This window comes from Candidatus Phyllobacterium onerii, from assembly GCF_028331445.1.
GTDB lineage: Bacteria > Pseudomonadota > Alphaproteobacteria > Rhizobiales > Rhizobiaceae > Phyllobacterium > Phyllobacterium onerii.
The window spans coordinates 61,828-85,848 of the sequence record NZ_JAQMHX010000004.1 but is presented as its reverse complement, the minus strand read 5'-3'; the positions used below and the strand labels follow the sequence as shown (position 1 = coordinate 85,848).

Genomic DNA, 24,021 nt, shown 5'->3' with positions numbered 1-24,021 from the left:
AACCGTCGCAGTGCTTTTTGCAGGTTGGTTGTTCAGTCGGTGACATCCAATCCCAAGAGGAAAGCTGAGCTCGTTCATGTCAAAACAGGCTCCGAAGATTTGAAGCCTGCTTTGAATTCTTAACCTCAGATATTCTGATAATTTGGCCTATCGTTGGCCGTTACCCCCTTTGCCGCCGCCACTATTGCCACCGCCGTTGTTACCGCCATTTCCGCCTTGGTTGCCGTTCCCGCCACCGGAATTACCCTGTCCGGAATGGTCACCGTTCTCGCCGTTGTTGTGGCCGCCGGAATTGCCGGGAGCATCCTGGTCGCCGTTGCCATGACCATTGTTGCCGCCGCCATTGTTGCCGCCGCCATTCTTGCCGCCGCCATTGTTGCCGCCGCCATTGTTGCCACCGCCATGATTGCCACCACCGCCGTGATTGCCGCCATCACCGTGATTGCCGCCACCGCCATGATTGCCACCATCGCCGTGATTGCCACCACCGCCGTGATTGCCGCCGCCACCGTGATGACCGCCATGGTGCCCGCCGTGATGACCGCCGGGTCCTCCAGTACCAGGGTCGCCAGCGCCAGGTCCGCCAGTGCCAGGGTCCCCAGCGCCAGGCCCGCCAGTGCCAGGGCCACCAGTACCGGGCCCGCCAGCGCCAGGTCCACCAGCGCCAGGTCCACCAGTCCCAGGGCCACCTGCGCCGGAACCACCTGTACCAGAATTGCCGCCTGCGCCAGAACCACCCGCGCCGGCGCTGCCGCCACTACCAGAACTGCCGCTTCCAGATTTTCCGCCCGACTTGCCGCGGCCCGCTGTTCCATCGCCACCCGAACGCTCGGCAGTTGAAGTCGTGGTGATTGCCCCCGTAGTTAACGGCGGACACATATCGAGTTGTTGCTTTGAAAGAACCAGTTTTCTGTTGAGAGCAAAGCAGCAAAGCCCTGCGTTATCGTTAGTAAGTGTTCGACATTGAGCTGCACTGGCAAAAAGAGCGCGTTTGGCTTGCGCATATGCTGGAGCGCTCGAAAACGTCGTCGAAACTAATCCTAAAGTGGAAATCGCCATTACAGCGAGTAAACCACCGCGTTTTGCCTTGTTTATTTTGTTTGTTATTGTAGGCATTTTACGTTTCCCTTAGAGTTAACTTTGTAAGCAACTCACCATACTAGGAAAACATTTCGTTTTTTTCTTAGCCATTGATGGCTTTATTGCTTATCCAATCTGTAAGCTAATTATTATTTGGTTACTATTTAACAATGATGCTTAGGGGCCTTATAAAAAGATTAATGAAATGATTCAAAATATACCGTATTGTTTAACCTGATCCCATCGCGGATTATCAGCCGCCCAATCGTTCCAGAGGATAGTGTTAATCCTCGCCAGTAGCGGCAAAGACGACGTACCCAGCCTCAGGCCCTGAAATTAATGCCGTCACGGCATGTTAATAACCGACGTAAAACTTCAAGGCCGAGAACATGATTTTAACGGGTTAACGCGCAAGCTGCGTTTGGCAATTCGCGGGAGAGCGTCGAATGATTCGCAAATATTCTCTGCTTGTTTTGACGGCATTGGTCATTGGAAGCACAATTTCAGCTCCGGCATTTGCGCGGGGCACTGAAATGCAACTCAACGGCAAGGGCTTTGGCCCACCGGCATTCCGCTCCTTTTGCGGGCGCTTCGCGAGCCTTTGCAACACCCGCTCAGGCGCCAGGGTTGTCCAGTTGACAGCGGATAAACGCCAGCAACTTCAAACGGTTAACTCAACCGTCAACTCGAGCATCAAGCAACAGAGCGACATGCAGACCAACGGTGTCGAGGATCTCTGGACGATCCCGACGAAAGCGGGGGACTGTGAAGATTTCGCCATCCTGAAGAAGCGTGAACTCCTGAAACGAGGCTGGCCCGCGGCATCACTGTTACTTACGGTTGCCCGCCTTCCCTTCAGCAATGAGGGGCATGTGGTGCTGACCGTTCGCACTTCAGATGGTGACCTTATTCTCGATAACCGCACCAATTCGGTCAGGGACTGGTCGAGCACATCGTATCGCTATTATGCGCGGCAATCGCAAAAATCGGCGGGCTGGGATAGAATAGGTAAAGCAATCCCGATCGACGTTACCGCGCGTCTGAAGTAACGACCTCAACCGCCTGCATCTAAAGTTCAATCGCAGGATGAGATTCTTATCCCGGATTCGACCCTTCTTGCATAGGAATCGGATCAAACCGTGTAAGAATCGCGTTTTTTTATTTTATTTTCGCCCCGGATCAAGCTTGCGGTCGACAAGTCGTGCGGCGCGTTGCCGCCTTCCTGTGCCAGATGTTGCTATTGCTGCAATCAGGTGAAAAACTGGTGGCCTATTCGCTCTTGCAATGAGAGGCCCATCGAAATTTTCCGGTGGGAAAACTGATCCCCGACATGACTGACATCGATGAATCCGGCTCCTCGAGTGAGTCGCTCTATTGGCGGCAGAACCTCGTCGTCTGCCTGCTTGGCTCTTTCACGACGATCGTCGCGATGACGTTGATCTTGCCTTTCCTGCCACTCTACGTTGAACAGCTTGGTGTGAAGGACCATGCGGCGATCGTGCAATGGTCGGGTATTGCCTATGGCGCAACATTTTTCACAGCGGCGCTCGTGGCGCCGCTTTGGGGGCGTCTCGCCGATCTGTATGGACGCAAACTGATGCTGATCCGCGCCAGTCTCGGCATGGCGGTCGCCATGTCGCTGATCGGCATGGCGACCGATGTCTGGCAACTTGTGTTCCTGCGGCTTTTGACCGGACTGCTCGGCGGCTATGCATCGGGTTCCACCGTCCTGGTGGCAACACAGACGCCAAAGGCGCGAACCGGCTGGGCACTCGGGACCCTTGCGTCAGGCATCATGGCCGGCAATCTTGTCGGTCCGCTGATCGGAGGCGCGCTGCCGCCCTTGATCGGCATCCGCCAGACCTTCTGGCTGGCGGGAGGCGTCATTTTCATCACCTTTCTGGCGACGAGTTTCTTCATCAAGGAAGAATGGCGCCCGGCAAAGTCGAAGACTGGCAAACCGGGCGGCGGCTGGGCGGCCATTCCTGATAAACGGCCGATCATCGTGATGCTGCTCGCAGGCATGCTGCTGATGCTCGCAAATATGTCGATCGAACCGATCATCACGGTCTATGTGGCGCAGCTCGTCGACAATCCGACCCATGTCACAATGGTCGCCGGTATCGTCATGTCGGCGGCAGCGCTGGGAAGCATCCTTTCGGCATCGCGCCTCGGCAAGCTCGCTGACCGCATCGGCCATTGGAACGTCATCGTTGCGGCGCTTGGTGTATCGGCGCTCCTGTTGATCCCGCAGGCATTCGTAACCGAGGGGTGGCAGCTTGTCGTTTTGCGCTTCCTGATGGGGCTTTCGCTCGGCGGGCTTCTGCCCTGCATCACCAGCGTGATTCGCCACAATGTTCCCGACCGCGTCTCCGGCACTATTCTCGGCTATGCCACCTCTTCGCAGTATGCCGGGCAGGTAATCGGCCCCCTTGCCGGCGGGTTTGTCGGCGGGCATTTCGGCATGCGCGCGGTCTTTCTCGGCACCTGCTTGATGCTTGGCTTCGGCGCGCTCTACGGTTGGCTGGCGCGTCCACGATAGAGCAGCTGTTGGCCGGCTGGTTCGACAAGTTCGAAAGCGACGTTCTCGGCGAGATGGGCGATGAACTTTTCGATAATACTCAGCGCTACTTTCGCATGGCCGGAGATCGGGCGACCAGAAGGTTGCAATAGAAAAAGTGTGCGCGTGAGCGGTGGATTGGCAATCTTCCGCGCAATCAGCGTACCGGCCTCGACCTCGCGCGCGACGACGCCATAGGGCAGAAGTGCAGAAGCTGTACCTTGCGCTATCAGTCCCTTGATCGCCTGTTTCGATTCAATCTGATAGGTGACATCGAGTGGCAAATGCAGTTGCTCCATCGTCTGTTTGACAAGCTGGATGATATGGCTCTTTTCGGTGGAGATCACGAACGTCGCCCTGGAAAGTTCGGCGAGATCGATTGGCCCCTGCTTGTTGAATTCCGTTGCCGGACCGGTGACGAAGAAAAGCGCTTCGGTAAGGACTGGAGTGCAGTTGACCGCCTTATTATGAGGAGCAACGTCGAACGCCAGCGCCAGATCAATCTCACCTCTGGCAATCCGTTCTGGCAAATTGTGGCTGATATCTTCGATGATATGGACCTTGGCGGCAAGGTTCTGCCGATTGAATTCCTGCGCTAGCGGGGCTGCGAGCAGCATCGAGAGGCTGGCTGTCAGTCCGATCGAGAGATGCCCGGGCTCCGAATTGTTGAAGGTCTTTATGTTCTTCCTGATCGCCGCGAACCGTCCCAGCATGTCCCTGGCTTCTTCGAGAAAATACTGGCCCGCAGGCGTTGTCTTGATGCCCCTTGGGCTGCGATCCAGCAATTGCACGCCGAGCTCCTGCTCAAGCGCATTGATTTGCGAGCCAAGCGCCGGCTGGACTATGTTCAATATGGCCGCGGCCCGTGTGATGCTTCCGCTCTCACAAACGCATACGAACGATTCAAGCTGACGAACCCTCACAGATTTTCCTCCTCTGCACGAGGCCCGTCTTACCATGCCGGCAGGATCAGGTCATGCGGAAGAAGGTTCAGCAAGCGAAATACAGCGGAGGATAGAGCCTTTCATACCTAGAGTGTTTCGGGTTTGAAACATACCCGCTTCGCCACCTCTGCTTCATCCCCGACCTCTCCGTCATCCTCGGGTCAAGCCCGAGGATGACGGAGAGGGAGGCGCGTTTCAGTCAAAACCTGAAAGGCTCCAGGAATCAGATGACGATTTTGGTCATGATGCCCGCCGGAAAAACCTCCTCCGGAGTCATGTGCCGTTGGGCGATACCTTGCTGATAGGTATAGAGCATCATTTGTTCAAAGGTTGCCCGGTTTTTTTCGATACCGAAGGGAAATGTATCGCCATCGAAGAGCGTGCGCATACGGCGGGCGTAGGTGGCAAGCCACGGCAATGGATAACGCGAGACGGCAGGATCGAGCAGACGTTCGAGACTGCGATTCTTCGACTCCTCGAACGCGTTGTAAAGGTTGCGGGCGATCCATGGGTTATCGTCGAGCAGGTGTTTCTTGAGCGCGATGATGTGCATGATCGGCCAGATGCGCGTACGCGCGTAGTATTCCTCCTCCATCTCCAGATAATCTGGAAACAACCGCTCGATATTGGGATCACCCTCGAGGAAACAGGTGGGCGGCCGGGCGATGATGGCGCAATCGATCTCGCCGGAGGCGAGCATCTCCGAAAGGGACTTGTCGCCGACGCGTGTCAGCTTGACACCTTCCGGCAAGGCGAGATCGACCTTCTCGATGCGCCCGGGTGCGTTTGCCCCGGCCTGATACCAATGAACGTCGTGCAGTTTGACACCGCAATAATTGTGCATCCAGCCGCGCATGTAAACGGCTGCGGAATGTGCCCATTCCGGCGAGCCGATACGCTTCCCGCGCAAGTCTTCGACCGTCTTGATGCCGCTGTTCTTGTTGACATAAAACGAACTGAACCGGAACAGGCGCGAGCAGATGACCGGCAAGCCGATGATGTCACTGTCAGGCCTGCTGATCTGCGCCATGAACTTGGCAAACGAAAGCTCGCTGATGTCCCATTCTCGATTGAAGGTGAACCGCGCGAAAATCTCGTGGTGACCGAGGGTCAACCAATTCAGGTCCAGTCCCTCAGCTTTCACCGCGCCAGTGCGAAAATCGCGAAAGTGATCATAGTCGGTGGTGGCTATCGTAAGCTTTTTGCGAGTCATTCCAGGTTTCCGATTGCTTGCTGTTCAGAGCAGAAAAGCCTCATGTTATTTCGACCAGATCAACGAATCCGGACGTTAATGTGAGTTCCGGAACCTATCCAATACATAGATTGTTTGGGGTCATCTAAAAAACAGATGACTGGCATCCAGACCGGGCTGAACGGCCTGCTCCGCGCAATCGATCATTCAAAAATAATTCTTCCAATTGTCATGGAACCGGACTCATACCGGACTCATTTCTATGGTTGGCTGAGCGGCGCAAAACTGCTGCCAAACTATCCGACATTTATGGAGGAAGTGATGAACGACAAGCGTTTTCCCATCCCGGTTATGATCACTCTTGGAGCCGCCGGCCAACGAGCAGTCTCCAGCGTTTGGGAAGCGATAGAATGCCTGCGAAGTTATTGGCCCGCCAAGAAAGGACCGAGCTATCGCCGGGCTTTGCAAGCCTGTCTTGATGCACTTGATGGTTGGAAGCCCGCACACAAGGCGCGCCATGCCTTTATCAGCGCCGCGCGCGAGGCTGGCGTATTTCTGGATACCCGACTTCATTGAGGTGCCATAGGCGCTTATCTCCCCCTCTGTGGGGGAGATAGGATTTTCTTGGATTTAGCCTTTTTGCTAAATTCTTAGAAAATCCAAGAGAGGGGGTAGTTCAGTGAGACAAATCCCCTCTCTGGCGATTTCTAGCACTTAGCAAGGGCTAAGATGCTGAAATCGCTTTCTCTCCCACAAGGGGAGAGACAATCCGCATTCACCGTCAGCGAATATCTGCCCGTGCCCGCGGGCGTTTTTCATTCATTTCGTTAGAAAATATTGCCGGCGGCAGCGGTGTCATTTCACGAATGATATCCGCGCCTTTTTCACCCATCATGATCGTTGGGGCGTTGGTATTGCAGGACGGGACGCGCGGTATCACCGAACTGTCGCAAACGCGCAGGCCTTCAAGACCCCGAACTTTCAGCTCCAAATCGACGACGGCCATGGGGTCGGTGCCCATTTTGCACGTACCGACCGGATGATGGTCGGTCTTGGCATTAGCGCAGCCATAGTCGAACAGTTCCTCGTCGGTATTGTATTTTGGTCCGGGCAGGCGCTCCGCCATGACGAATGGTTTCAGCGCCGCCTGCTGCATGATTTCCCTGGCAAGCTTCAGCCCCTCGATCGACATCTTTCGATCATGCGAATCGCTCCAATAGTTCGGATCGATCAGCGGTGCCGCGGATGGATCCGCCGATTTCAGCCGAACGGTGCCGCGCGAACGGGGATGCAGATAGGCCGAATTCAACGTGACGCCAGCATTCTTCAACCGTTCAACACCTGCCTCGATGCCGGAACCGAGGCCAAGATGAAACTGGATATCGGGAGAGCGGGCTTTGTCATCAGCGTACCAGAAGCCGCCGGTCTCGAACAGGCTGGACGCCACCGGCCCCGAGCGGAACAACACATATTGCAGTCCGGCCCACAGGGTCCTGTGCAGCTTGGCCACACCATCATAGGTATGATCGCCGGTGCATTCGCAAATCACGAACAGATCAAGATGATCCTGCATGTTCTCGCCGACACCCGGCAGATCATGAACGACGGGCACGCCGGCGGTTCTCAGATGATCGGCAGGGCCGATGCCAGATTGCAGCAGGAGCTTTGGCGAGCCTATCGCGCCGGAACTCACCAGTACCTCACGGTTGGCGCGGACGATTTCGCGTGCATTGTTGTTGATGATCTCAACACCAATGGCGCGTTTGCCCTCGACGATGATCCTTGATACCTGCGCGCCGGTGCGGACCGTCAGGTTCTTGCGCTCTTTTATAGGCGTGAGATAGGCCATCGACGCGGACGACCGGCGGCGATCCCGCTGGGTCAGCTGGTAGAAACCCACCCCGCCTTGCGTCTTGCCGTTGAAATCATGGTTGTAGGGTATGCCCAGCTCCTGACCGGCGCGGATATAGGCATCGCAGATCGGCAAGGTGGCTGCAGGCATGGAGACGCCCAACGGCCCGCCATAGGAATGGTAATCGTCAGCAAAACGCTGATTGTCTTCGGCGCGCTTGAAATAGGGCAGGACATCGCGATAGCTCCAGCCTTTGCAACCATCTTCGCTCGCCCACAGATCGTAGTCAGTTGCATTTCCGCGCGTATAAAGCTGCGCGTTGATGCTCGACCCGCCACCAATGACCTTGGCCTGCGTATAGCGAAGGACACGGTTTTTCATGTGCTTCTGCGGCACGGTTTCCCAGCCCCAGCTTGCGACGCCCTTGGTCATCTTGGCAAAGCCGGCGGGCATATGAAACAGCGGATTCCAATCGCCGCCACCAGCTTCCAGCAGCAGCACGGAAATCGCCGGATCTTCACTGAGGCGATTGGCGAGGACGCAACCCGCGGGACCCGCGCCAGTGATGATGTAGTCATAGGTCATGGTCTAACTCTTTGTTTTTACGCAATTTCGGACGGGAAACCGGTTCCCGCTTTTCCCGCAATTGCTTTAAAGCCTGCTTATCGAAAGGGCGCCGTCGGCATTGATGACGGAGCCTGTGGCAAAGTTAAAATCGCCGCTGGCGAGCGCCGCGACGATGCGGCCGAGATCTTCCGGCTCGCCCCAGCGCTTCATCGGCACCAGGCCTTCGGCGATAAGTTTGTCATATTTCGCCGCGGCAACCGCGGTCATGTCAGAGCGTATGATACCGGGGCGCACGTCGAAGACGCTGATACCCTGGTCCGCCAGGCGCAAAGCGAGACCTTGGGTGAAGGCAGCCAGCGCCGCCTTTGTCATGCAGTAATCGAGCCGTTCCGGTGAGGTCATCCCGGCGGAAACCGATGTAATGTTGATAATCAAGCGTGGAAGCGATGAGGTGTTCCCCAGCATCGTTCGCAATACGGCCTGTGTGAAGAACACAGTTCCGCGCAGATTAACGTCGAAAATGGCATTATAGTTAGCTGGCTCAAGATCGAGGAAGTCTCCGCGAACCTTTGAGCCGATACCGGCATTGTTGACGAGGCAATCGATGTGGCCGAACTTCGCGATGGCCGTCTCGGCTGTTGCGCCATGGCTTGAAAGATCAGCGATATCCGACTGGATGAAGACCGTATTTGCGCCTAGCTTTTGTAGCGCCTTGACTGCCGATTGGCTGGCCGCGTCATCGACAATGTCGGTGATGGCAAGGTCGAAGCCCTTCGACGCCAGAGCTTTGGCTATGCCAAGCCCGATGCCGCGGCGCGCGCCGGTGACGAGAGCCACAGGTTTCATCACGCAAGCTCCTTCGACACGATATGATCCGCCACACGCAACGCCTGCGCAGCAATAGTCAGTGCCGGATTGACGGCGGCGGAGGTTGGCAGGAACGCCGCGTCAACCACAAACAGATTGGGGTGCTCATAGGCGCGGCAATAGATGTCGAGCGGCGCCTTTGCCGGGTCATCACCCATGCGGACGGTGCCGCATTGATGCGATGGGGTCTTGCGGTCAAAGGCCTTGGAGAGAACGAGCGGGAAACCGGCCGAGCGCAGCACCGACTTGATCTGCGCAACCAGCTTTTGATGCGCCGGCCAATTGCTGCGGATCCATTCCAGAATAATCCTGTCACCATCGACACCAACGCGGCTCTCGGGTTTTGGCACATCCTCGCTCATGGCGAGGAAATCCACCGTATGGGCGCAGAAGCGGTCGAGTATCCATTCGGGCACGAGCTTCAAGTCGGACTTGAGCACCGGCCCGCTTATGCGCCCGAGCAGTTGGGCATTGCCGAGCGGCGCACCGCCCTTGCCGTCGGACAGGTAGAAGTCATTGAAACCAAAGGTTTTCTGGTAGACGGAATCGTTCCTGAAGCGTGGGTCGAAGCCGATGACAGCCGAGAGATTGTGGTTCATGAAATTGCGCCCGACCTGATCGGAGCGATTGGCAAGTCCAGCCGGGTTGGCATCGTCGGCGGAACGCAACAGCAGCACGGCGGACTGGACGGCACCCGCGGAAAGGACGACAAGCTTGGGCTTCATGACATAGCTCTTGCCGTCTTTTTCATAATGCACCGCGGCGATGGTGGTGCCGTCAGGTGCAGTTTCAAGCCGGGTGACCTTAGAAAGGGTCTGCAATCTGACATTCTTGTGTTTGAGCGCAGATGCCAGAGCTGTGGTTTCAGCATCCAACTTGCCGTTGAAACTGTTGGGATGCGCATCCCATGGTGTCTTGCCATGCGACAGCCACGCATCGATATCGACTCCGAGCGGCAAAGTGGATGGGTGGACACCCGCCGTCTTCAGCCGCTCCCGCAAGGCAGCGATCGGCGCTTCGTCGGGAACCGCGGGGAAATCATAAGGTGTCGAATGCAGCGGTTCAGTCGGGTCTTCGCCCAACTTGCCGCGAACCTGAAACAAGGCTTCGGCCTTGCCATACCAGGGCTCCAGTTCCTCATAAGGAAAGGGCCAGGCGGGGGACACGCCTTCGAGATGCTGCATCTCCTCGAAATCCTCGGAGCGATAGCGCGTCAGCACCGCCCCGTAGAATTTCGAATTGCCGCCCACATTATAGTAGTTGCCGGGGTTGAAGGCGCTACCGGTCTCGTCGTACCAGTTTTCCCTCGGGCGGAAGAAGCCGCGCTGGAAGATCGCCCGAGGATCGCGATTCTCGGGCCGATCCGGCAGATGATCGCCCGCCTCGAGGATGAGAATATCCGCACCCGAGGCGGCAAGTCCTGCCGCCATTGTCGCGCCGCCAATGCCTGAACCAATGATCACGATATCTGCGGCTGTGGCCGGTTGTATCTCTTGGCTCATGCGCATGGACCGTTCATGAGGTGCGTTTCAGGCGCCGATACGCAGTTGCGATTGCGGATCGAAGAATACGGCCTTGTCCAGATTGAAGGCGAGCTGTGTTTTCGCCCCGGGAACAATCTGCGCATCGGCACGCAGGCGGGCGACGACTTCCTTGCCGCCAAGCTTCGTCACCGCGAAAGTATCCGAACCTGCGGGCTCGACCACTTCGATCAGGCATTCGCCTTCAACCAGCGACCCCGCATTGCGGTCCGCGCCATCCGGATCAGTCAGCGCTTCCGGGCGAATGCCGAAGACGACATCCTTGCCGGCATATCCGACGAGAGCGCTGTTGGTCTTCTTGATGGGCAAGCGCAGCGGTGGCGCATCTGGCCTTTCGAGCACGACATGCAGGTCCGAAGCGCTGCCATCAATCTTGGCCTTGAGCAGGTTCATGGCCGGTGAGCCCATGAAATCGGCAACGAACAGATTGGTCGGGTTATTGTAGATTTCCGCCGGGGTGCCGAACTGTTGCAACACGCCGTCCTTCAGCACCGCAATCTTGCTGGCGAGCGTCATCGCCTCGATCTGGTCGTGCGTCACATAGACGATCGTGGTCTTCATGCGCTGGTGCAGCCGCTTGATTTCCGTGCGCATGTCGACGCGCAGCTTGGCATCGAGATTGGAGAGCGGTTCGTCGAACAGGAATACCTGCGGATTGCGAACAAGCGCCCGGCCCATGGCGACACGCTGGCGCTGGCCACCGGAAAGCTGACTCGGCTTGCGGTCGAGCAGATGGCCGATCTGCAGCATGTCGGCAACCTGCTTGATGGCCTTTTCGCGCTCCGGCTTCGGGACGCCGCGAATTTCCATGCCGAAGGCGATGTTGCCGCCAACGGTCATATTTGGATAGAGCGCATAGGACTGAAACACCATCGCGATATCGCGCTTGGAGGGATGCAGTCCGCTGATCGACTTGCCCTTGATGGAGATATCGCCTGAGGTGATCGGTTCCAGGCCGGCGATGGTGTTGAGCAACGTGGACTTGCCGCAGCCGGAAGGACCGACGAGCACGAGGAAGCCGCCCTCGTCTATCTCGATATTGATATCCTTGAGGATCGGCACATTGCCGTAGGATTTATGCAGGTCTTTGATCTGGAGAAATGACATTGATTTATCCCTTCACGGCACCGGACATGAGGCCGCGGACGAAATAGCGTCCGGAAACGATGTAGACGATGAGAGTTGGCAGCGCTGCGAGAATGGCGCCGGCGAAATGCACGTTATATTCCTTCACGCCGGTAGACGAATTGACGAGATTGTTGAGCGCAACCGTCATGGGCGTGCTTGAGAAACCGGAGAAGGAGGCACCGAACAGGAAGTCGTTCCAGATATTGGTGAACTGCCAGATGACGGACACGACGATGATCGGCCCCGATGACGGCAGAAGGATGCGGCGGAATATCTGGAAGAAGCTCGCGCCGTCGATCTGCGCGGCGCGGACGAGTTCGGTTGGAAACGCCTCATAATAGTTGCGGAAGTAGAGCGTGGTGAAGCCAAGGCCATAGACGATATGGACGAGGATCAGGCCCTGGATCGTACCAGCCATGCCGAGTATCCCGAGCATGCGGGCCATGGGAATGAGCACGATCTGGAACGGGATGAAGCAGCCGAGCAGCAGCATGCCGAATATCAGATTGGAGCCGCGAAACTTCCATTTGGTCAGCACGTAGCCATTGAGCGCACCGACAACCGTGGAGATGGCGACCGCAGGCACGACCATGAGGATCGAATTGATGAAATAGGGCCTGAGACCTGTGGGCTGCACACCGATTTGTGCTGTTGACCAGGCGGTTAGCCAAGGCTGGATGGTCCATTCGCGTGGAGGCGAAAGCATGCCGCCCTGGCGGATTTCTTCCAGCGGCTTCAGCGAGTTGACCAGCATGACATAGAGCGGCAGCAGGTAATAGAAGGCGAACAGAAACAGCGCCGCGTAGATGAGAACGCGTGTCAGCTTGCCACTGGAGATGGCATTATCCGGGCTCTGGGCACTCATTTGTTGCCCCCTCTGATTTCTGAGTAGAGATAGGGAACGATGATCGAGAAGATCATGATCAGCATGATGATGGCCGACGAAGCGCCGATGCCCATGGAATTGCGGGTGAAGGTATAGGAATACATGAAGGTCGCGGGCAATTCGGTGGCTTGGCCTGGTCCGCCGCCGGTGAGGGCGATGACAAGATCATAAGCCTTGATGGCAAGGTGGGCGAGCACGACGAAGGCCGAGAGGAAGACCGGGCGCATCAGCGGAATAATGATGCGCCGGTAGATCGTGCCTGTCGAAGCGCCATCGATCTGCGCCGCCTTGATGATTTCATTGTCGACACCACGCAGACCGGCAAGAAACATGGCCATGACGAAGCCGGAGGATTGCCAGACGGCGGCAATGACCACCGTATAGATCGCCATTTTGGAGTCCTTGATCCAGTTGAAGTGAAAACTCTCCCAGCCCCATTGGTGCATGGTATTTTCAAGACCGATGCCGGGGTCAAGGAACCATTTCCAGGCAACGCCGGTGACGATGAAGGAAAGTGCCATCGGGTAGAGATAAATCGGGCGCAGGAGCCCTTCGATACGGATCTTCTGGTCGAGCAGGATGGCGAGACCGAGGCCAATCACCGTGCAGATGATGATGTAGAGCGAGGCGAAAATACCTAGATTGGTGATCGCGCGCCACCAATGCGGCAAGGCCCAAAGCCTGCGGTAGTTGTCAAACCCGACAAAGCCGTAGGATGGCAGCATCTTACTATCGGTGAAAGACAGGATGGCGGTATAGGCGATGAAGCCGTAGACGAAAATCAGGACGATCAAAAAACTCGGTCCCAATACCAGTTTCGGTATCAGGTCCTGTATGCGGCTGCGGGTATCCATAGCCTCACCCCTCGATGTGTAATCTTATATTGCCGCGAAGCATCGCGGGAACCTGTCCGGGGCGATATGGCCCCGGACAGAAACACGAGACTTATTTCGCAGCAGCAACAGCGGCAACGAGTTCCTTGACTGCTTCTTCCGACGTCAGATCGCCGTTGAATTCACGGGTCACAACGTCGTAGATCGCGTTCTTGACTGCTGCCGGATTGGCATGACCATGGGCCATGGATCCAAAGAGCGTGCCAGCCTTGTTGGCTTCGGCAAGATCCTTGATGGCCTTCTTGCCGCAATCGTCAAAAGCCGTGTCCGGTACATCGGTACGTGCAGGAGCAGAGCCCTTCACGACATTGAACGCGGACTGGAAGGTCGGGCTTTCTATGGCCGATGCCATGACGAGCTGCGGCTTGAGCTGTGCTTCACTGACCTTGAACATGGCGAACTGGTCGGAGTTGAACGTTACCGAACCCTGAGTGCCCGGGAAGCGCATGCAGACGAAATCCTTGCCTGGCACTTTGCCAGCCTTGATGAATTCGCCCTTGGCCCAGTCGCCCATGAACTGCAGACCCGCCTTGTTTTCGATGACCATCGCGGAAGCAAGATTCCAGTCGCGACCGGAGAAGTTGTCATCCACATAGGTACGCAGCTTGGTCATGCGGTCGAAGGCTTCCTTCATCTTGTCGCTGCCAAGCGCGGCGGGATCAAGGTCGATGAATGCCGACTTGTAGAAGTCGTTGCCGAGCGACAGAACGACGGCATCGAAGATCGTCGCATCTTCCCATGGCACGCCACCATGGGCGATTGGAATGATGCCCTGCGCCTTGAAGTTGTCGAGAAGAGCAATCAGCTCGTCCCAGTTCGCAGGCTCCTTGCCACCGGCCTTGTCGAGGGCCGCCTTGTTGATCCAAATCCAGTTGGTCGAATGGACGTTGACCGGCGCAGCAATCCAATGGCCGTCATACTTCGAGAACTTCTGCAGAGCGGTCGGGATCACGTCGTCCCACTTTTCCTTGGCCGCAACTTCATCGAGGTTGCCGAGAGCACCCTGCTTCGCCCAGTCGGTGATGTCGAAACCGAGCATCTGTACGGCCGTCGGAGGGTTGCCGGCAGTAACACGGGCACGCAAAACGGTCATCGCTTCTGTACCGCCACCACCGGAAACCGGCATGTCGGACCATGTGATGCCCTTGGATTCCAGATCCTTCTTGAGCACTTCCAGTGCGGTCGCTTCACCGCCGGAAGTCCACCAATGCAGGACCTCGACGTTTTCGGCCGCACGGGCCATCGTTGCTGTACCGAGCAGCATTGCTGCAGCGGCAACAGTATTCATCAGCTTTTTCATAACAGTCCTCCCACGAGAAAAAAGAGATAAAATTTAACATGTCCGACCGAAGGTGCCCTTAGGTCTGAGGCATTCATACAATAGGCAGAACGGCTATTACAATCGATTTAATCTCCTGACCATACTACTTTCCGCCTACCCATGTGCATGTTCAAAGTTTTGGTTTCCGTATAGTCTTCTACCGCGTGCCTGCCGAGTTCACGGCCGAGCCCGGATTGCTTGTATCCGCCGAAGGGTAGTTCCGACGCACCGTCCATGAAGGTGTTCATCCAGATAGTTCCAGCACGTACCTGACGGCCGATTGTCATGCAGGTATCGAAGTCGCGGCTCCAGACGCCAGCGGACAATCCATAGTCGATGGAATTCGCGATACGGACGGCGTCCTCCAGCGTGTCGAATGTTAGCACGGACAGCACCGGTCCGAATACCTCTTCCCGCGCCACGGCCATCTCCGGCTGGACGGCCGAAAGGATCGTCGGTGCCATGAATTGTCCCATGCCCAGATCGAGCGCTTCACCGCCATGGCTGACATTCGCCCCCGCGGAAGCGGCGTTGCGGACATAGGCGCCAACCTTGGCGAGGTGCTCCGGCGTGATGATCGCGCCAACCTTGGTGCGTGGATCGAGCGGATCGCCAACCCTGACCTTGGCGGAAAGCGCCGCCACACGCTGGACGACCTCATCGGCGATATCGCGGTGAACGATCAGGCGGGATCCGGCATTGCAGCATTCGCCTGCGTTAAAATAGGCGCCGAACACCGCTGCATCGATGAAATCATCGAGATTGGCATCCGGAAACACGATCTGCGGGTTCTTGCCGCCGAGTTCAAGCGAGACCTTTTTCAGGGTCTGGGCGGCATTTGCCATGGTCAGCTTGCCGACAAGGGTAGAGCCGGTGAACGAGACCATATCGACATCCGGATGCGTGGTCATCGGCGCACCAACTTCGGCACCCGTACCGACGACAATATTGACCACGCCAGCTGGAACACCGGCTTCCATGAGGATTTCACCGAGCACCAGCGTCGAGCCGGATGTCAGCTCAGATGGTTTCACCACGGCTGTGCACCCGGCGGCGAGCGCGAAGGGTAACTTCTGGCTTACGATAAGGAACGGGAAATTCCAGGGCGTTATGATCGAGACGACACCGATCGCCTCGCGCAGGACGACACCCAGTGTTGCATCTCCGAGCGTATTATAGCTTTCGCCATGCAAGTCGCGGCCAAGTGCAGCCGCGTAGCGCCAGATATCGACGGCGCCACCGAGTTCGGCCTTGGCCTGGCTGATTGGTTTGCCGGATTCGATGCAGTCAAGATAGGCAAGTTCGTCGGAGCGCGATGCGATGAGATCGGCGGCCTTGAGAAGGATGTTCGAACGCTCCGCGCCGGTCATGCGCGACCACGGCCCATTGTCGAACGCGTGGCGTGCGGCAGTAATTGCGCGTGTCGCGTCGGCCTTGGTTCCCGCCTGGTAGCGCGAGACGACCACGCCATGACCGGGGCTCTTGCGCTCGATGACCCCGCCTTCAGCGCCATCCGTCCATCGGCCGTCGATCAGCATCTGGAATTCGCGCACCTTGAAATTATCGAGTGCCTGAGGCCGCACCAGAACTGTCATTACCATTCTCCCTTGAACACGGGCTCACGCTTTTCGGCAAAGGCCGAAACACCTTCTTTCAGGTCCGCAGTTTTTGCGACGAGGATCGAGCCTAGGGCTTCAACCGCCGTTCCATTGTCTTCGCCATTGGCTGAAGCGATCATCAGTTTTGCCACCTCCACGGCAGCCGGGCCGCGCTTGGCGATGCGTTCCGCGTAGGCTTGCGCTGTGGAAACCGCGCTACCGGTTTCGACCACATGATCGACGAGACCGAACACCTGTGCCTCGCCGGCGCTGAAAATCTCGCCGCCAAGCGTCATGCGGCGAACCACTTGCGCGCCAAAACGCCGGACCAGCCGCTGCGTGCCGGACCAGCCCGGCACCATGCCAAGTCCGGTCTCCGGCAGCCCAAGCTTGATCTGTGTTTCAGCGATACGGATATCCGCGGCAGCAGCCAATTCGAGGCCACCGCCAAGCGCATGGCCGTTAAGAGCCGCGATCAACGGCACACGGAGTGTCGCCAGCCGTTCGAAGACACGATGGCCGAAACGCACCCAGGCGTGGCCGAACTCATTCGGCGTCATCGCTGCCCAAGCCTTGATATCGCCACCTGCCGAAAATGCCTTGCCAGCGCCGGTGAGGATCGCAACCCGCACTTGCGCGTTGGCCTCCACTGTATCGCAGGCGGCGCTCAACTCCTTCAACATGTCGAGGTCGAAGGCATTGAGCTTTTCCGGACGCGCCACGGTGATCGTGGCGACAGGGCCTGCGAAGGTTACGTCGATGCGCGGGTCAGCCATGGAGCGTCCTTTGCGGTTTCTGCGGCAGTTTCAGGCCAAAGGGTTCCGGCGCGAACAGATGCGCGTCCATCAGCTTGAGATCACGGGCAACGACCAGTGGGAATTCCGACTGATCGAGAATGTGGGACTGGAGGTCTACGCCCGGCGCGATTTCCGTCAGGACCACGCCCTCAGGCCTCAGGACCATGACGCAACGTTCGGTGACATAGGTGATGTCCTGGCCTTGCTCGACGGCGCGACGGCCGGAGAAAGTTACGTGCTCGACTTGCGTGACCAGCTTCTTCAGCTTGCCTTCCTTCTCGATGACCAGCTTTCCATCCTCGACATGTACCTTCGCACCGGCATTGAACATGCCGGAGAACACGATCTTGCGCGCCCGTGCGGTAATATCGACAAACCCGCCTGCGCCAGCGGTCACATGCGGTCGGAAGCTCAGCTTCGACACGTTGACGGAGCCGGATTTGTCGATCTCGAGGAACGACAGCAGCGAGGCATCGAAGCCCGCGCCCTGGAAATAGGTAAACTGGTGCGGCGACGGGACAAAGGCTTCCGCGTTGGAAGCGCAGCCGAAAGCGAAATCCAAAAGCGGAATACCGCCGACAGGGCCTTGCTCGATCACCCAGGTGACCACCCCGTGCAAGCCCTCCTCAAGCAGAATACGCGGTACGTTGGCGGAAATACCAAAGCCGAGATTGACGGCACTGCCCGCTTCGAGCTCGGTTGCGACGCGGCGCGCAATGACTTTCTGGATATTGAAATCCGGGAGGGCGAAATCCTCCAGCGGATGGAAAATTTCGCCGGAAATAGCCGGATCGTAGAGCGTTTGCGTTGTCTGCTTCTGGTCGGGATCGACGACGACGTAGTCAACAAGGATGCCCGGCACGCGCACATCGTGCGGCTTCATCGAACCGCTCTTGGTGATGCGTTTCACCTGCGCGATAACGATGCCGCCATTGTTGCGTACCGCAAGCGCCTGATCGAAGCCGCCGAGATAGGCGCCTTCATGTTCGTAGGTGAGATTGCCGCGCTCATCAGCCGTGGTTGCGCGAATGATCGCGACTTGCGGAATGATCGGCTTGAAGAACAACCATTCCTCGCCGCCAAACTCGATCTTGCGAACGACCGGCTCTTCGGCAGCAGAGGCATTCATGGCGCAGCCCTGGCGGTCCGGGTCGACAAAAGTATCGAGCCCGACCTTTGTGAAAACTCCCGGGCGCTTCGCCGCCGCTTCCCGGTGCATGTCAAAGAGAATGCCGGAAGGAATATTGTAGGCCGCTACCTCATCATTGCCGATCATCTGCCAGATCAGCGGAGGTTCGGCGCTGGACGGACCGGACGGATAGGAGCCACCGATGATCTTCTTGAGCAAGCCCTTCTTGGCGATGTGGTCGATACCCTTGATGCCGCTCATATCCCCCGCCGCAATCGGATGCAGTGTCGTCAGATCGCGCGGATGGCCGGTCGCATCGAAGCGGGCGCCGATGGCTTTCAGCATCAGATCCGGACAGCCGAGACCGCTCGAGGACGAGACCGAAACGATCGCTTCGTCGGGAATGAGGTTCGCGGCCTCTTCGGGGGTGATGTGCTTGTTCATATTGTAGTCGTTTTCTCAGAGGCCCGGATTGATCGGTTGGGCAGTTCCGGTCCTGGCAGCTTCAGCGACGGCGAGGCCGGCGGCCAGTGACCACAAGCCGTCTTCGCCACTGGCTGCCGGCTTGCCTTGGCCCGCGATGGCGGCATGGAACTTGGCAATGCCGGTTTCGTAGAGATTTTTCTGATCGAGCTTCAGTTCAGTCTCGCCGTCTTTGTTGCGAAGAGTGACCGTGCCGATCGGCTTTTGCGACATCACATTAAGGCCGACGAGCGAACCTTCGGTGCCGTGCACCTCGAAGCCGGTCTCGGAGTATTTGGTTGTGAACCCATCATGAAACAGAGCGATCAATCCCGACTTGAAACGCATGACGCCCATGACCGCGTCCTCGAGGCCCGCCTTGGCCAAGCCGCTCTTCTGCGAGAACGCCGTGGCTTCGACAGGATCATCGCCAAGAACGTAACGCAGCGTGTCCGTGTCGTGCACTGTTATGTCGAGAATAACCCCGCCGCCGGCCTCTGGACGATCAAGCCGCCAGCCCTGCAAATGCGGCGGCAGATAAACCGCATGGAAGACCTTGGCGGCAAGCGGCGTGCCAATCCTGCCAGCGGCAATGGCATCGCGCATCGCCGTATGGCTGGCCGCATTGCGCAAATGATGATTAGTGGCGAAAACGACATTGGCGGTGCGGCAGGCTTCGACCATGGCGCGCGCGTCGGCAAGGCTCGTTGCCAGCGGCTTCTCGCACAGAATGTGCTTGCCGGCCTTTGCAGCGGCCAGCACCTGATCCTTATGCAACTCGTTGGTCGTTGAAATATAAACGGCATCGACATTCGGATCGCTGACCAGCGCGTCGAGCGTGGTCACCGACCTGGGGATGTTGTGCTCCGCTGCATATTTCTTGCCGCGCTCCTCATTCGTGCTCATCACGGCGACGATTTCGCCGCCACTGGCACGGATGGCATCGATTACCCACTCATGCGCAATCGTGCTTGCGCCGATCAGTCCCCAGCGTGTCATGCCAACTCCTCCCACTGTTTTACGGGCGCACCGCAGCTTTGGCGCACGACAAGGCGCACAGATGTTACGATGGATTCCGGATCTGTTTGTCCGGCATTGATCTGCTTCAGGACCAGCTGCGCCGCGCGCTGCCCCATGCCCTGCGGATCAACCGAGACCGTGGTCAGCGCAGGTACGGCCGTCTTCGCCTCGATCACATCGTCGAAACCGATGATGCCAAAACCCTTGCCGGGCTCGATATTATTGGAACGCAAGCCGTCGCAGACGCCAAAGGCCACCGCATCATTGAGGCAGAGGGCAGAGGTCGGGCGCTCGGCAAAATCCATCATGCGATCGACCGCAGCGACACCGCCGGCGCGGGACGGCGCGGAATGAATGACGAATTTTTCGTTGAGAGGGATGTTCGCTTCAGCCAGTGCATCACGATAACCGCGCAGCCGCTCGCCGAAAACCGCCGTATCCACGAAACCGCCCATAAAAGCGATCCGGCGATGGCCCAGAGAGATCAGATGGCGGATGGCAGCCTTGGCGCCGGCATAGTTGTCGGAAAGAAGCGTCGAGACTTTCGTGCCGGGCACATTGCGCACGACCAACACCACAGGAATGCCGCTATCAGCGAGCGGCTTGATATCGCTGGCTTTCGTACCACGCGCCGGTGACAGGATCAGCCCGGCAATCCCATTCTCGCGCATAGAGGAAATGACTTCGCGCTGGCGATCGACACTCTCGCCGCTATGGGCCAGGAACTGCACGTAGCCCGCAGACTGGACCATCATATCCATACCAACAGCAAGCTCGGCGAAGAAACTGTTGGTGAGATCATTGACTACAATGCCGATGATTTTCGATTTCGACTGCCGCAAGTTTGCAGCGCCGCGATTATAGACATAGCCAAGATCGCCGATCAGCGCATTGACCTTTTCGCGGGTTTTTTCATTGACGAGCGGACTGCCCTGCAGGACCAATGAGACAGTGGATTTCGACACGCCGGCGGCGTGCGCAATATCCACAATGCTGGTCCGGGTTTTGTTCAACGAAAATCCTCCATCGGTCCTTATATAATTGGAACGTTCCAAATTCGTCAAGTGCTTTTATTACTACGAGGCGCTACTATGGGATATTATTGATTTCTGGTGTCATTAAATTGTCGCTTGTTTTTTGGAACGTTCCAAATTAAAAGAGACCGCTTGATCTGGGAGCAACGCAGAATGACCCTCAAAATCCAATTGCCGAATGGAAGTGGGACGACCGTCGACTACGTTTTGAGCGGCGTTCCGATTGCCCTGCCTTCGCGCCCTCCAACATTCAATCGGTTCGCCTATGCGGCCGCCCATGTGGTGTCCGACCCGCTGGGGGACGCTCAGCCTTGGGGCAAACCTGCAATCGATTGGGATGCAACCATGGCGTTTCGCCATCACCTCTGGTCGCTTGGTTTCAAAATCGCTGAAGCCATGGATACAGCGCAGCGCGGCATGGGCGTTGATTGGACAGGTGCACAGGAACTGATCCGGCGATCGCTGGCCGAGGCGCGAACTTTTGATGGAGCGGACCTTGCCTGCGGCGCCGGTACCGATCAACTGGCACCGGAGGATGCCAGGAGCCTCCACGACGTGATCGATGCCTATGAGACGCAGATTGGGTTTGTCGAAGTCGAGGGCGGACGTGCCGTAATGATGGCGAGCCGTGCGCTGGCCCGCGTTGCCCGTACAGCGGACGACTACCGCATGGTCTATGGCGAGATCCTGCGCCAGACCGGCAACAGGGTCGTCCTGCATTGGCTTGGAGACATGTTCGACCCGCAGCTCGCGGGATACTGGGGTTCATCCTCCTTCGAACAGGCACTTGAAACGGTGCTCGCGATCATTAGTGATAATAAAAAGAAGGTCGAAGGCATCAAGATTTCGCTGCTGGACAACGCCAAAGAAATCGAACTGCGCAAGCGGTTACCGGAAGGCGTGCTTTGCTTCACCGGCGATGATTTCAACTATGCCGAACTGATCGAAGGCGACGGCGAACGCTACAGCCATGCGCTGCTGGGCATCTTCGATGCGGTTGCACCCTCGGCGTCCAAGGCCTTGGCGCAACTTGCGAAAGGCGAAACGCAGGCCTTCCGCGACGTCATCGAGCCGACCATACCGCTGTCGCGCAAGATTTTCGAGGCGCCTACTCAATACTACAAGGCCGGGGTGGTATTCCTCGCCTGGCTCAACGGCCATCAAAGCCACTTCACCATGCCGGCCGGCATGCAGTCCGCCCGCGGCATTGTCCACTACGCGGAAGTCTTCCGGCTTGCTGACCAGGCCAATGTCCTGGACAAGCCGGAGCTTGCGGTTAGCCGCATGAAGGGCCTTCTGCAGATTTATGGGATCTGCTAGAAAAAAGGGGCAGCGCCGAAGCGCCACCCCTCCCCCCACCAAAACGCGTGGAACTTACTTGCTCCAGCTCTTGACCAGCTCATCGTAGTTGACGGTCTGGGGCTTTTCCTTTTCGTTCTCGATCTTCAACTGGGGTGCCAGATGGCCGTTTTTGACGGCATCGGCATTCCAGTAGGCAAGGTCATGTTCTTCGGCCAGTTTCGGACCGATATCACCCTGCACGCCTGACTTTTCGAGGCGTCCGAGAACCTTCTCCTGTTCTGAACATAGCGAGTCCATGGCTTCCTGTGCGGATTTCGCACCGGAAGACGCATCGCCGATCGCCTGCCACCAGAGCTGAGCCAGCTTCGGATAATCCGGAACGTTGGTACCCGTCGGCGACCATTGCAGGCGTGCTGGCGAGCGATAGAACTCGACCAGACCGCCGAGTTTTGGCGCACGGTCGGTGAAGCTCTTGTGATCGAGCGTGGACTGGCGAATGAAGGTAAGACCAACATGGCTCTTCTTCACGTCGACAGTCTTCGAAGTCACGAACTGGGCATAGAGCCAGGCAGCCTTGGCCCGATCGTCCGGAGTGGACTTCAGCAGCGTCCAGGAACCCGCATCCTGATAACCAAGCTTCATGCCGTCTTTCCAGTAAACGCCATGCGGGCTTGGGGCCATGCGCCATTTCGGCGTACCGTCGGCATTGACGACCGGTAGTCCGTCCTTGACGCTGTCTGCGGTGAAGGCCGTGTACCAGAAGATCTGCTGGGCGACATTGCCTTGCGCAGGGATCGGCCCGGATTCGGAGAAGGTCATGCCCTGAGCTTCCGGCGGAGCATAGGCCTTCAGCCAATCGAGATATTTCTGGATCGAGTATACCGAGGCCGGGCCATTGGTATCACCGCCGCGAGCGACGCACGAGCCAACCGGCTGTGACTTTTCGTTGACCTTGATGCCCCATTCATCGACTGGCAGACCATTCGGGATACCCTTGTCGCCATTGCCGGCCATGGAAAGCCACGCATCGGTAAAGCGCCAGCCGAGCGATGGGTCCTTCTTGCCATAGTCCATATGGCCGAAGACCTTCTTGCCATCGATTTCCCGGCCGGTGAAGAACTCGGCGATATCCTCGTAAGCTGACCAATTGACCGGTACGCCGAGGTCATAGCCGTATTTCGCCTTGAAATCCGCCTTGTTCTTCTCGTCGTTGAACCAGTCATAGCGGAACCAGTAGAGGTTGGCGAACTGCTGGTCGGGCAATTGATAAAGCTTGCCATCCGGTGCTGTGGTGAACGATTTGCCGATGAAATCATCGACGTCGATGCCCGGATTGGTGACGTCCTTACCTTCTTTGGCCATCCAGTCGGTCAGGTTGCGCGCCTGCTGATAGCGCCAATGCGTACCAATCAGATCGCTATCGTTGATATAGGCATCATAGATGTTTTCGCCCGACTGCATCTGCGTCTGCAGCTTTTCCACCACGTCACCTTCACCGATCAGGTCATGGGTGACCTTGATGCCGGTGATATCGGTGAATGCCTTGGCGAGTGTCTTGGACTCGTAATCATGCGTGGTGATGGTTTCGGAAACCACCTTGATGTCCATGCCGGCGAAAGGCTTCGCTGCATCGACAAACCACTGCATTTCCTTTTCCTGTGCCGCCCTGTCGAGGGTCGACATGTCGCCGATCTCCTTGTCAAGGAATGCCTTGGCTTCGTCCATTCCGGCCCAGGCACTGCCTGCACCGAACAGCAGCGCCAAGGCTGTCGTTGTCGTTAAAATTCGCGTTCGCATAGTATTGTCCTCCCAGAGTTGCGATTGCATCGTCAAGTGCGGGGCGGGATG

General features: G+C 57.5%; 20 protein-coding genes. 4 read left to right on the top strand and 16 right to left on the bottom strand.

Going from position 1 to position 24,021, the window contains the following annotated elements; all coding sequences use genetic code 11:
* Positions 1-125 precede the first annotated feature (125 nt).
* Entirely contained in the window at positions 126-815 is a 690-nt protein-coding gene (locus PHA01_RS10785) for a hypothetical protein (protein ID WP_271895250.1), read from the bottom strand.
* A 711-nt stretch (positions 816-1,526) separates the two neighbouring features.
* Here PHA01_RS10785 and PHA01_RS10780 point away from each other — a divergent pair.
* A complete protein-coding gene (locus tag PHA01_RS10780; RefSeq protein ID WP_271895248.1) occupies positions 1,527-2,129 on the top strand; it encodes a transglutaminase-like cysteine peptidase in 603 nt (200 codons plus the stop codon).
* Positions 2,130-2,410: 281 nt separating this feature from the next.
* Positions 2,411-3,622 (top strand): MFS transporter, encoded by a 1,212-nt coding sequence (locus PHA01_RS10775; protein WP_271895247.1) that lies wholly within the window; start codon positions 2,411-2,413, stop codon positions 3,620-3,622.
* On the opposite strand, the gene PHA01_RS10770 is transcribed toward PHA01_RS10775, so the two are convergent.
* Positions 3,595-4,563 (bottom strand): LysR family transcriptional regulator, encoded by a 969-nt coding sequence (locus tag PHA01_RS10770; protein WP_271895245.1) that lies wholly within the window; start codon positions 4,561-4,563, stop codon positions 3,595-3,597. The genes PHA01_RS10775 and PHA01_RS10770 overlap by 28 nt on opposite strands.
* Before the next feature lie 244 nt (positions 4,564-4,807).
* Positions 4,808-5,797, bottom strand: coding sequence for a substrate-binding domain-containing protein (locus PHA01_RS10765; RefSeq protein ID WP_271895243.1), 990 nt, complete (start codon positions 5,795-5,797; stop codon positions 4,808-4,810).
* Positions 5,798-6,097: 300 nt separating this feature from the next.
* Here PHA01_RS10765 and PHA01_RS10760 point away from each other — a divergent pair, with 300 nt between their 5' ends.
* Positions 6,098-6,352 carry a DUF982 domain-containing protein gene (locus PHA01_RS10760; RefSeq protein ID WP_271895241.1) on the top strand — a complete coding sequence of 85 codons (255 nt, stop codon included), beginning with the start codon at positions 6,098-6,100 and terminating at the stop codon, positions 6,350-6,352.
* 205 nt (positions 6,353-6,557) lie between these two features.
* Here PHA01_RS10760 and PHA01_RS10755 read toward each other — a convergent pair whose 3' ends face one another.
* From PHA01_RS10755 to PHA01_RS10700, 12 genes are all read right to left on the bottom strand, one after another.
* Entirely contained in the window at positions 6,558-8,213 is a 1,656-nt protein-coding gene (locus PHA01_RS10755) for a GMC family oxidoreductase (protein ID WP_271895240.1), read from the bottom strand.
* A 66-nt stretch (positions 8,214-8,279) separates the two neighbouring features.
* Complete coding sequence (locus PHA01_RS10750) at positions 8,280-9,041, bottom strand: 3-ketoacyl-ACP reductase (protein ID WP_271895239.1); 762 nt, start codon at positions 9,039-9,041, stop codon at positions 8,280-8,282.
* Complete coding sequence (locus tag PHA01_RS10745; RefSeq protein WP_271895238.1) at positions 9,041-10,570, bottom strand: GMC oxidoreductase; 1,530 nt, start codon at positions 10,568-10,570, stop codon at positions 9,041-9,043. The genes PHA01_RS10750 and PHA01_RS10745 overlap by 1 nt, the downstream gene beginning before the upstream one ends.
* A gap of 21 nt (positions 10,571-10,591) precedes the next feature.
* Positions 10,592-11,710, bottom strand: coding sequence for an ABC transporter ATP-binding protein (locus PHA01_RS10740; RefSeq protein WP_271895237.1), 1,119 nt, complete (start codon positions 11,708-11,710; stop codon positions 10,592-10,594).
* 4 nt (positions 11,711-11,714) lie between these two features.
* On the bottom strand, positions 11,715-12,596 hold the full coding sequence (locus PHA01_RS10735) for a carbohydrate ABC transporter permease (protein ID WP_271895236.1): 882 nt from the start codon (positions 12,594-12,596) through the stop codon (positions 11,715-11,717).
* On the bottom strand, positions 12,593-13,471 hold the full coding sequence (locus tag PHA01_RS10730) for a carbohydrate ABC transporter permease (RefSeq protein WP_271895235.1): 879 nt from the start codon (positions 13,469-13,471) through the stop codon (positions 12,593-12,595). Before PHA01_RS10730 ends, PHA01_RS10735 begins: the two co-directional genes overlap by 4 nt.
* Positions 13,472-13,562: 91 nt before the next feature.
* Complete coding sequence (locus tag PHA01_RS10725) at positions 13,563-14,810, bottom strand: ABC transporter substrate-binding protein (RefSeq protein ID WP_224515658.1); 1,248 nt, start codon at positions 14,808-14,810, stop codon at positions 13,563-13,565.
* Between the two features lie 107 nt (positions 14,811-14,917).
* Positions 14,918-16,426, bottom strand: a complete 1,509-nt coding sequence (locus PHA01_RS10720) for an aldehyde dehydrogenase family protein (RefSeq protein WP_271895234.1) — start codon at positions 16,424-16,426, stop codon at positions 14,918-14,920.
* Positions 16,426-17,205: an enoyl-CoA hydratase/isomerase family protein gene (locus tag PHA01_RS10715; protein ID WP_271895233.1), complete on the bottom strand. Its 780-nt coding sequence runs from the start codon at positions 17,203-17,205 to the stop codon at positions 16,426-16,428. Before PHA01_RS10715 ends, PHA01_RS10720 begins: the two co-directional genes overlap by 1 nt.
* Complete coding sequence (locus PHA01_RS10710; RefSeq protein ID WP_271895232.1) at positions 17,198-18,799, bottom strand: acyl CoA:acetate/3-ketoacid CoA transferase; 1,602 nt, start codon at positions 18,797-18,799, stop codon at positions 17,198-17,200. Before PHA01_RS10710 ends, PHA01_RS10715 begins: the two co-directional genes overlap by 8 nt.
* A 15-nt stretch (positions 18,800-18,814) precedes the next feature.
* Positions 18,815-19,816: a Gfo/Idh/MocA family protein gene (locus tag PHA01_RS10705; RefSeq protein WP_271895231.1), complete on the bottom strand. Its 1,002-nt coding sequence runs from the start codon at positions 19,814-19,816 to the stop codon at positions 18,815-18,817.
* Positions 19,813-20,850 carry a LacI family DNA-binding transcriptional regulator gene (locus PHA01_RS10700; RefSeq protein WP_271895229.1) on the bottom strand — a complete coding sequence of 346 codons (1,038 nt, stop codon included), beginning with the start codon at positions 20,848-20,850 and terminating at the stop codon, positions 19,813-19,815. The genes PHA01_RS10705 and PHA01_RS10700 overlap by 4 nt, the downstream gene beginning before the upstream one ends.
* 174 nt (positions 20,851-21,024) lie before the next feature.
* On the opposite strand from PHA01_RS10700, the gene PHA01_RS10695 reads away from it, so the two are divergent.
* On the top strand, positions 21,025-22,191 hold the full coding sequence (locus PHA01_RS10695) for a dihydrodipicolinate synthase family protein (RefSeq protein WP_271895226.1): 1,167 nt from the start codon (positions 21,025-21,027) through the stop codon (positions 22,189-22,191).
* Positions 22,192-22,245: 54 nt separating this feature from the next.
* Here PHA01_RS10695 and PHA01_RS10690 read toward each other — a convergent pair whose 3' ends face one another.
* Entirely contained in the window at positions 22,246-23,970 is a 1,725-nt protein-coding gene (locus PHA01_RS10690; RefSeq protein WP_271895223.1) for an ABC transporter substrate-binding protein, read from the bottom strand.
* Between the last annotated feature and the right edge of the window lie 51 nt (positions 23,971-24,021).

What these genes read in the sequence shown, in the direction of transcription:
- PHA01_RS10785 (WP_271895250.1), bottom strand. Translation starts at nt 815, where the DNA reads ATGGAACAGCGGGCCGCGGCAAGTCGGGCGGAAAATCTGGAAGCGGCA.
- PHA01_RS10780 (WP_271895248.1), top strand. Translation starts at nt 1,527, where the DNA reads ATGATTCGCAAATATTCTCTGCTTGTTTTGACGGCATTGGTCATTGGA.
- PHA01_RS10775 (WP_271895247.1), top strand. Translation starts at nt 2,411, where the DNA reads ATGACTGACATCGATGAATCCGGCTCCTCGAGTGAGTCGCTCTATTGG.
- PHA01_RS10765 (WP_271895243.1), bottom strand. Translation starts at nt 5,797, where the DNA reads ATGACTCGCAAAAAGCTTACGATAGCCACCACCGACTATGATCACTTT.
- PHA01_RS10760 (WP_271895241.1), top strand. Translation starts at nt 6,098, where the DNA reads ATGAACGACAAGCGTTTTCCCATCCCGGTTATGATCACTCTTGGAGCC.
- PHA01_RS10755 (WP_271895240.1), bottom strand. Translation starts at nt 8,213, where the DNA reads ATGACCTATGACTACATCATCACTGGCGCGGGTCCCGCGGGTTGCGTC.
- PHA01_RS10750 (WP_271895239.1), bottom strand. Translation starts at nt 9,041, where the DNA reads ATGAAACCTGTGGCTCTCGTCACCGGCGCGCGCCGCGGCATCGGGCTT.
- PHA01_RS10745 (WP_271895238.1), bottom strand. Translation starts at nt 10,570, where the DNA reads ATGCGCATGAGCCAAGAGATACAACCGGCCACAGCCGCAGATATCGTG.
- PHA01_RS10740 (WP_271895237.1), bottom strand. Translation starts at nt 11,710, where the DNA reads ATGTCATTTCTCCAGATCAAAGACCTGCATAAATCCTACGGCAATGTG.
- PHA01_RS10735 (WP_271895236.1), bottom strand. Translation starts at nt 12,596, where the DNA reads ATGAGTGCCCAGAGCCCGGATAATGCCATCTCCAGTGGCAAGCTGACA.
- PHA01_RS10730 (WP_271895235.1), bottom strand. Translation starts at nt 13,471, where the DNA reads ATGGATACCCGCAGCCGCATACAGGACCTGATACCGAAACTGGTATTG.
- PHA01_RS10725 (WP_224515658.1), bottom strand. Translation starts at nt 14,810, where the DNA reads ATGAAAAAGCTGATGAATACTGTTGCCGCTGCAGCAATGCTGCTCGGT.
- PHA01_RS10720 (WP_271895234.1), bottom strand. Translation starts at nt 16,426, where the DNA reads ATGACAGTTCTGGTGCGGCCTCAGGCACTCGATAATTTCAAGGTGCGC.
- PHA01_RS10715 (WP_271895233.1), bottom strand. Translation starts at nt 17,205, where the DNA reads ATGGCTGACCCGCGCATCGACGTAACCTTCGCAGGCCCTGTCGCCACG.
- PHA01_RS10710 (WP_271895232.1), bottom strand. Translation starts at nt 18,799, where the DNA reads ATGAACAAGCACATCACCCCCGAAGAGGCCGCGAACCTCATTCCCGAC.
- PHA01_RS10705 (WP_271895231.1), bottom strand. Translation starts at nt 19,816, where the DNA reads ATGACACGCTGGGGACTGATCGGCGCAAGCACGATTGCGCATGAGTGG.
- PHA01_RS10695 (WP_271895226.1), top strand. Translation starts at nt 21,025, where the DNA reads ATGACCCTCAAAATCCAATTGCCGAATGGAAGTGGGACGACCGTCGAC.
- PHA01_RS10690 (WP_271895223.1), bottom strand. Translation starts at nt 23,970, where the DNA reads ATGCGAACGCGAATTTTAACGACAACGACAGCCTTGGCGCTGCTGTTC.